We start from the raw sequence: 7,521 nt of genomic DNA on the forward strand, positions 1-7,521 counted from the left end.
ACGGCACCAGATTACAATAAATCACGTCTGACGACATCCTCGTTGTCCAAATCTACGCGATGACTTTCGTCGAGAAATGAGGAGCGCTTCCATATCATGCGTGGACATGACTGGTCCTGGTTGCATCCTGTCATCATCTGTGTGATTATCGCTGCGGTCGCCTATGCCATGTTTAACTTCGGCAACGTGAAGCGGCTGGTGGTCGGCAAGCCGATGCGGACGCGCGACCTGCGCGAATCTCGCAACCTCCTCGTCTGGTGGATGGCGCTGCCGGTGTTGTCTGCGGACCTGTACTCGTCGGTGGCCTACGGCCCCGAGGCAGGCATCACGGAACTGATCGGCCTGGGAGAGAACGCGAAGTGGCTCATTCTCCCGATCACGGCCATGACCGTGCTCCTACTCATGATCCTCATCACGTCGTATATCATGGGCGTGATCGCGTACCCAAACGGCGGCGGGGCGTACGCGATTAGTAAGGACAACTTCCAGCGGGCATGGGTGCCACTGCTCGCGGCAAGCGCACTCATGGTGGATTATGTTCTCACGGTTGCGGTGTCCGTCGCGTCGGGCGTTCAGAACTTGGCGTCGTCGTATCCTGTGCTGCAAGGGCACCAGACGTCGCTCTCGCTCCTGTGCGTGCTCATCATTCTGCTCGTGAATCTGCGCGGCATTTCGGAGTCGTCCAAGGTCTTTGCGTATCCGACGTACGTGTTTATGGCCTGCATGTTGCTCATGATTGGCGTCGGGTTCTGGAATGAACTCCATCACGGCTTCGTGCAGCCGCATACGCCGCCGTTCGGCGTGGTTCCGCAGGGGCTTACCCTGATGTTGCTTCTGAAGGCGTTCAGTTCGGCATGCTCGGCGCTGACAGGCGTCGAGACGATTTCAAATGCGGTGCCCATCTTCCGCGAGGGAAAGAATGGCGCCATCAAGGCGTACGTTGCGCTTGGCCTCGTGACGGGGGTCACGTTGCTGGGCTTTGCGTATCACCTGTATGTGAAAGGCATCAGCGTCAACCCGAACAACACCATGCTATCCCAGTTGGCGGAAAGCTATTTCGGGCACGGTTTTCTGTATCAATTCATCATGTGGAGCACGCTCGTCGTGCTGATTTTGGCGGCGAACTCGACGTTCACCGGTTTCCCTCAGGTGGCCGCGCTCCTCGCCATGGATGGATATCTGCCGAGAGCCCTCAGGTTGCGCGGCGACCGGCTCGGCTACTCAAACGGGATGATTGTGCTTGCAGCCCTGGCGTCGCTCTTGATTGAGATCTTTCACGCGCAGACCAACAACCTCATTCCGCTCTATGCCATCGGCGTGTTTGTGGCGTTCACGGTGGCTCAACTCGGCCTCATCAAGCGATGGATCCGGGTCAAAGGGCACTGGTGGCGCCTGAAAGCGGGAATCAACGCGTTTGGCGCGTTCATCACGGCGCTCGTGTCCGTCATCTTTGCGGTCACGAAATTCACGAGTGGCGCCTGGATCGTTCTGGTCGTCATTCCGCTGATGATTTACCTCGCGATGAAGGTGCACCGGCACTATCAGGACGTGGCGGACGAGCTTCGCATCGATCTCAAGGTCGACCGACCGCAGCAACATCGCATCGTCTCGGTGGTCCTTGTTTCTGGCATTCATCGGGTGGTCCTCGATACGATTTCGTTCGCCATGAGCTCGACGCCGAACGTATTCGCGCTGTACATCGGTTTCGACGACGAGTCCATCGAAAAAATGGAGGAAAAATGGCAAGCCTGGGGCAATCCCTGCAGGCTGGTCACCGTCAAGAGCGAGTACCGCTCCCTCTTGCAGCCCTTGTCCAAATTCATTCGGCGGCTCGAGACCTACGAAGGGGGCAAGCCGGATCACATTCAGCTTTTCATTGCGCAGTTCGTCCCGAAAAAGTGGTGGCACAATCTGTTGCACAACCAGACATCCCTGCTGATTCGCGCGTGGATGCTGCGGCATAAGGACGTGGTTGTGACCACGGTGCCCTACCACTTGAAGAAGTGACGGTTTGGGCCGCGCCGCTGACATGCGGCTGCGGCCCGCGTTGTTAAGGAAGAGGGGGTCGAATTTGATTCGCAGGCGGACGTGGCGATCGCTCTACGCTGTAATGGAGCGAGACCGCGCGGGTCTACGCGTGCTCCCGGGCCTGCGCAATGGCCTCGGCATCCTCATTCCGCTCGTGTGGGGCCTGAATTCAGGTCACCTGTTGTCGGGCATCGGCGTTGCCGTCGGCGCGCTGGTGGCTGGATTCGCCGGCAACGCAGGCACCGCGCGGCGCCGTCTGCGCACGATGCTGTTTGCCACGGCATGGATGAGCGTCACCACGTTCGTCGGCGCCTTGGCAGGCCACGACGCGTGGCTCATCGTCCTCGTGGTGACGCTCTGCGGCTGGCTCGCGGGCATGATGCTCGGCGTGAGTCAGCCGAGCGGACAAGTGGGGCTCCTCGCCACCAACGCGCTCATCCTCATCTCCACGAGCCCACAACCACTCGCGGGTGCGCTGTACCGCATGTCCCTTGTCGCGTGCGGCGGCCTGCTGCAAACCGCGCTCATGCTCATGGTGGACCTGGTCCGTCCTGAAAGCGCCGAAGCCCAGTCCGTGTCGAACGTGTATCGGAAGCTCGGTTCGTATGCCGCGTCGCCGTCGCGCCCATCGGATCTCGCGTTGGCCTCGTCACTGGTGGAGGCGAGCGACTTTCTCCGCGACTCCTACATGCCTCGCCGCCGTCGCAAGCGCCTATACCGCCTGCTCGACAGCGCGGAGCAAATTCGCATGTACGTCGTGGCGCTCGCCGAGATCGCGCGTGGCCGGGCCTACGCGCAGGAACTCGGCGATGCAGCATTCGCGAGCGAAATCCTGCGGCAGTGCGCGCCCATCTTCGCCGCGCTCGGCGATCACGTCTGGCTCATCGCGCGAGGTGATCGGCGGGCTCAGCCTCTCATGTATATCCTGGAGCGGGCCTCGGAAGAGCTATCCGCTATCGCTCGTGGGGCAAAGGGCATAGAGCGGAAAGAAGAAACCGCGGCGCACGTCGAGGCGATGGCGCGCTCGCTGATGGCACTGCGAGACGATCTCGTCCAACCGGGTGTGCGTCCTCTGCCGCCAGAAGCGATGCAGACGGCCGCATCGAAAATCCAACAGGCATGGCTGTCGCTGCGCAGCCATATGACGTGGAACTCCGGGATTTTCCGGCATGCGATTCGCGCGGCGATCGCCATCGGCATTGGTGAGACGCTGGCGTTTGTACTTCCATGGCCGCACGCGTACTGGGTGCCGCTCACCGCGAACATCATTCTCCGCCCCGACTTCACGAGCACATTTACTCGGGGCATCGCGCGCGTGCTCGGAACGCTCGGAGGTCTTCTGCCCGCGACGGTCTTGCTCGTTGCGGTGCCGGATCGCACAGGGATGTTTGCAAGCGCCTGTATCGTCGTCTTTGGCTCTTTGATGTACATGTTGGTGACCTACAATTACGCGCTGTTCAGCTGCGCGCTCACCGCACTGATGGTCGTGTTGCTGTCTCTGTTTGAGCGCCAGGCGCCCATTCCGACCATGGCGGATCGCATGCTAGCGACGCTCGTGGGCAGTGCGCTGGCCATGGTCATCTATTTGTTGTGGCCCACGTGGCAGCACCAGCAAGTGAACCGCGCGCTTGCGCTGGCCGTCGATCGAGAGCGGGACTACTTCCGCGGCGTACTGGCCGTGTTTGCGGAGGGGAACAAAGGATCGCCGCGCAAACTCGCGCGCGAGCGCCAGGCGGTTCGGGTCTCCAGGACGAACGCGGCCGGCGCCGTGCGCCAGGTGCTCGCAGAGCCCGTGGCGCCGCCCGTGCGTCCGCACATCATGGTCGCCATCCTGGTGGGCATGCACCGGTTCTCGGACACCCTCTTGTCCCTCGAAGCGTACACGTGGGAAGGCCGGGCAGCGCGAGGGTTGACGCAGGAGGAAAGGGAGTTGGTGGCGTGGATCGATCGCGCCCTGACGGCGCTCGCGGATGGGTTGAGAAGTGGGGAACGCGAACTTGTAATCGACCGAACAGGGGAACTTTGGGGCCGAAGGAGCGTGCAACGCCACGTTGAAACCCTGGAGATGAACTGGCGCGAGCTGGACGTGATCGCGCGCGCGGTGGTACGACTGTACCACGTGATTCAGACGCTCGCTCGTCTGACGCACGAGATCGATTCGGACGATGGGGAGGCGGCATCCACTTCCTGATGTCGGGATCGCTCCGAACGCTCGATTTCGTTACAATAGGCACGAAAGCATCGCACGGTGCGGTGTGGCGCGTTCTCTCGCACTAGCAGCCAACCACGAAGCAGGGAGGGACAGCGTTGGACAGGAGACCTCATCGGACCGCCCGCATGCGCGAATCGGAGGCAAAGGAGAAACCCAGGCGCCGCCGCGGTTGGTTGGGCGTGCTGCTGGCGACTGCGCTGTATGCCTTCGTGTCGTCGTCGCTTCTGGTCTTTCATGGGCCCTTTCCTGCGCTTCGCACGTATGTGATTGACACGTTGGATGAGACGCGGCATGGATATCTGCTGCGCCCGCTGTCGCTCTATACGCTGTCGGAATCGGTGATTGCGGATCACGCCCTGAGCGGCAGCCTCGTCTCAGATACGCTGCCTATCGCGGACATCGTGAGCCGCGATTATAACAACGCCGACAACTCCATCCACCTGTACACGTATCACGGGAGCACATTCACGGCATACATCCTCGTGGTGGACAACCCCAAGCGCGTGCAGGTGGCGGTGACGAAATACATCGGCCAGCGCGGGGAGACAGTTCCTCAACTCGTTCAGGACGCGGGCGCCGTGGCCGGGATCAACGGTGGCGCGTTCGCGGATAACAACCAGCAGGGAACCGGCGCCCAGCCTCTCGGCATCACCATCGTGAATGGGAAGGTCGTCACGGGGCAAGGAACCACGGGGAAATTCCCTGAAATCGGCTTTACGAGTGGCGGTCAGATGGTCGCTGGGGATTATTCGTTGGCGGATCTCGAGCAGCTGCATGTCACGCAGGCCCTTAGCTTCGGGCCCGTGCTGGTGCTGAATGGCCAGCCGGTGCAGGTCCCGGACCAGGGTCTGAACCCGCGCACGGCCATTGGACAGACCGCGGACGGGAAGGTCATCCTGGTGGTGACGGATGGACGAGGCCAATTTGGTCACCTGGGGGCCTCGATGGCGGACATCACGGCCATCATGCTCCAGTACCACGCCGTGATCGCCGCGGACTTGGATGGTGGGTCGTCGACGACCATGGTGTACGACGGCCGAATGGTCAACACGCCGGTGGACCTCACGGGTGCGCGAAGCGTGGCCACGGCATTCGTGGTCATGCCGAACTGAGAGACGGGGAGGGGGAGCCCATGGGCCAGGTCCAAATGAGGCCGAGAGGGAGGCGCGTGGGGCGACGTTTTCTCGCGATCGCGGCTTTGTGCACGGCGTGCGAATCGCTGTTTTTCTATCATCTCAATCACGTGCTCGTCTCGCAGCAGACGGCTTCACAGCGCGAGATCCAGGCGGCTATGCATCGGCGAGCGCAGACCGAGATCCTTCAGTTGAAGCGCGAGTATGCTGGTGTCACGATCTCGCCGAACGGCGAATACGCCACGTACGTCACGTCCGACGCGAGCGGTTGGGACACGGTTCACGTGGTGCAACTCGACAGCGGAACGCAGGTCAGTCAAGCCACGAATTTGTACCCAGTGCAGTACGTGGACTGGCTCGGCAACGCGGAGGTGTTCGTGGGAGAACAGCGCTCGCCCGGAAATTTGGAACTGAACACCTTCTACGTCTCCAACGGCCTTCAGGCAGACGAGACCGCCGCGAGCGTGCCCGTATTCTCCAACTTGGCGCCGGACGCGCGCATCGTCAAAGTCACGTACAGCACAGAGACAAACGACATCTTTGTGTTGATCGACGCGGGCGGATCGACCGCCGTGTACCACGTGGGCACCATGGAGACCATCCAGCCCGTCACGGTGCCGCCAGGCTATATCAAGAACATCGCCATGACGCAGACCGGCGACAATCTGTATCTCGAAATCAACCAGAACGGCCAATGGAACGTCGTTCGTCTCTACCAAACCAGTCAAACCAGCAGCTATACGGCCGAGTTTCAGATGGACTGGCAAACCGTCAAGTCGAACGCGGCGCTCATCGGCGTGGTCGGCAACACCCTGTATTACGGAACGGTCAACGCGAATGGCCTGGTGACGGCCGTGTACCGGCAGACCTCCGGCGGCGACGAACTGCTGCGACAGCTCGGGCAGCCCGCGCTTGCAAGCGAGATCGCCGTCTCGTCGACCGGCTCCATTGCGCTCAATCCGCCAGCCTTGACAAACGTGGAGATGTAAAGGGGGGCACTGCGCCGATCACGCTCGTGTATCGGCCGACTTTATAACTTTACATAATATCTATTATCGGACGTAAAAGATCAGCCAGATGGGGCGAATCGCGACGTCACGCCGGCGCTACCGCCATGCTTCCGACAATCAAAAGTCCTCCGATCATCTCAGGCCACGTCATCGCCTCTCCGAGCGACATCCAGCCAATCGCCGCAGCGAACACGGGTTCAAGCGCGAACGTGATGGCCGTTTGCGCGGACGACAGGCGCTTCTGCGCCCAATTCTGCGCCCAAAGCGCAAACGCCGTGCCGAGAAGGCCGTTGACGAGGACGGCCATACACGTGACGGGCTGCACCCAGGCGTTCATGTCCGCCAGGGATGTCCATTGTCCAGCCACACACGCGGCCGCAAAGGTCAAGACCGCGGTAATCCACACCTCCACGGCGGCCACGGCGAACGCGTCGAGCCCCTTCGCCCACCTATCCACGGCGACAATTTGTATCGCAATGCACGCTGCGCACAGAATCGTGTCCACGATGCCTTGGGTGCGCCCTGAGAGCGGCATGCCGGCGCACATCAAAAGAAGGCCCGTGCATGCCAGAGCCGCGCCCCACTCCGTGCGGGCATCCGGCCGACGTTTCGTCATCGCACTCGCCAGAACGGGCACCATGGCGACGTTCAAGCCTGTGAGGAATCCGCTGAGTCCGGGCGTGATGGTGCGAAGTCCCTCCGTTTGTAGGAGAAAGCTCGCCGCCAGTGGCAAGCCCGCCAGGGCACCCACCACCCAGGTGCGCGCATCCTTCCACGCCGAAGATCTGCGGCGAGCCGCGACAGCAAGCCCCAGGGTGGTAATGGAAGCGACCCCAAACCTGAGCGAGAGAAACGCATAGACCGGCAGGACGGAGAGCGATTCCTTGGTCAGCGTAAAGGTGGCGCCCCAGACGAGCGTGACGAAGATGAGGAGTGCGCGAGCGGCCCTCTCGCTCGCGCCACGGGAATGAAGCATGCTTCCATCCTTCCTGCCTATCATGCCTATACGGACCACAAGAGATCAGATCTCTTGTTTCTAACATGAAATCGCAGAACGTGTGTAGCAGCACACGGCCTCGTTATCTGGCCTGTCCTTTCGTCACGAGGTCCAGGATCCTCTGCGCTGTTTCTTCAATGA

The 7,521-nt window shown here is 61.3% G+C and carries 5 protein-coding genes; 4 read left to right on the top strand and 1 reads right to left on the bottom strand.

The window, feature by feature from the left end; genetic code table 11:
* The first annotated feature begins 96 nt into the window (after positions 1 to 96).
* The 4 genes from AMA01_RS12175 (at position 97) to AMA01_RS12190 (ending at position 6,362) form a co-directional block, all read left to right on the top strand.
* The gene (locus AMA01_RS12175) at positions 97 to 2,007 is read left to right on the top strand and encodes an APC family permease (RefSeq protein ID WP_067851349.1); all 1,911 of its coding nucleotides are present in this window, start codon (positions 97 to 99) and stop codon (positions 2,005 to 2,007) included.
* A gap of 64 nt (positions 2,008 to 2,071) precedes the next feature.
* Entirely contained in the window at positions 2,072 to 4,219 is a 2,148-nt protein-coding gene (locus AMA01_RS12180; protein ID WP_067851350.1) for an FUSC family protein, read from the top strand.
* A 116-nt stretch (positions 4,220 to 4,335) separates the two neighbouring features.
* Positions 4,336 to 5,352: a phosphodiester glycosidase family protein gene (locus AMA01_RS12185; RefSeq protein ID WP_067851353.1), complete on the top strand. Its 1,017-nt coding sequence runs from the start codon at positions 4,336 to 4,338 to the stop codon at positions 5,350 to 5,352.
* 56 nt (positions 5,353 to 5,408) lie between these two features.
* Positions 5,409 to 6,362, top strand: coding sequence for a hypothetical protein (locus tag AMA01_RS12190; protein WP_231862947.1), 954 nt, complete (start codon positions 5,409 to 5,411; stop codon positions 6,360 to 6,362).
* A 106-nt stretch (positions 6,363 to 6,468) separates the two neighbouring features.
* Here AMA01_RS12190 and AMA01_RS12195 read toward each other — a convergent pair whose 3' ends face one another.
* Positions 6,469 to 7,359, bottom strand: coding sequence for a DMT family transporter (locus AMA01_RS12195; RefSeq protein ID WP_067851356.1), 891 nt, complete (start codon positions 7,357 to 7,359; stop codon positions 6,469 to 6,471).
* Positions 7,360 to 7,521: the final 162 nt, after the last annotated feature.

It is taken from the genome of Alicyclobacillus mali NBRC 102425 (assembly GCF_001570745.1).
Taxonomy (GTDB): domain Bacteria; phylum Bacillota; class Bacilli; order Alicyclobacillales; family Alicyclobacillaceae; genus Alicyclobacillus; species Alicyclobacillus mali.